This window comes from Vibrio sp. 1401 (genome assembly GCF_033340295.1).
Map to the genome: position 1 here is coordinate 1 of NZ_JAWOWF010000218.1, position 869 is coordinate 869.

Sequence of the window (869 nt, forward strand, 5' to 3'; positions counted from 1 at the left end):
GAGCCTGGCTCTCAACACCACGAATAAAATCCGTTAATGATTCATCATTCGCCTGGCACCCGACCAATAGAGCGCTTACCAACACCGTCAGCAAAGATTTATTTCCCATCTTTCTTTTCCTCAGGCTTGAACTGATAAGTGTTTGCTCTCACTCGGAAGTGCAAAGTTTCACTCTCTTGGCTGACACGCTGCCAAGTCACGTCTTTAAAGGTGATGATGCGTGGCAGTGTGGCAATGGCCTGTGAAAAACGACCGATATCGTGGAAATCACCTGTTAGCTCGATATTTAGTGGCAATCGATACAGGAAGTTTTCAGATTGCTTTTCTCCCCAATCGATTCGAGTAAACGTTAACTTGTTGTCGATACCGAGTTCGTTTACCGACGCCAACATTGTGGCCAACTCTTTTTGTGCCGGTAGTTGTTGCAACAGCAACTCATAACGCGTAGTAAGCTCGTCCAGTTGAGATTGCAATTGAGGCAATGCAGCCACCTTGTTGGCTTTTATGCGCAATGCCACTTTTAATGTTTGCTCCTCTTGAATCAAATTGTTCAAGCGAGCCTCTTCTGGCTTTAAGTAAAACCAATAACCAAACCCTTGGATAAGAAGAACAAGCAGGCAGATCACTACAAGCTGAGGCAGTAATGGCCATTCAGCAATCTCATCCATTTCTAGATCTTGCCAATTAACCATGTTGTTTTCCCTCTTTCTTCTCTTCTACCGTGTTGAACATGAAGGACACTTTAAAGGTCTGAAACTCTTTACCGAAACGGGCTTTTCCGTGCACGATAGAGTGCATTTCAACGTCCAGTAGCTTGGCAGAACGCTCCATGTTATCGAGCATGGTTGCTAGCCGAGGTGTACTGTCTG

General features: G+C 45.1%; 2 protein-coding genes and 1 pseudogene. All 3 read right to left on the reverse strand.

Going from position 1 to position 869, the window contains the following annotated elements; translation table 11 throughout:
• A pseudogene (locus tag R7Z77_RS24680) lies at positions 1–109 on the reverse strand (fimbrial protein); the annotation flags it as partial.
• Positions 99–692 carry a type 4a pilus biogenesis protein PilO gene (locus tag R7Z77_RS24685; protein WP_005496571.1) on the reverse strand — a complete coding sequence of 198 codons (594 nt, stop codon included), beginning with the start codon at positions 690–692 and terminating at the stop codon, positions 99–101. The gene R7Z77_RS24685 and the pseudogene R7Z77_RS24680, both read right to left, overlap by 11 nt.
• Positions 685–869, reverse strand: a 185-nt coding sequence (locus tag R7Z77_RS24690) for a PilN domain-containing protein (protein WP_411913206.1), incomplete at its 5' end; no start/stop codon positions are given. The genes R7Z77_RS24685 and R7Z77_RS24690, both read right to left, overlap by 8 nt.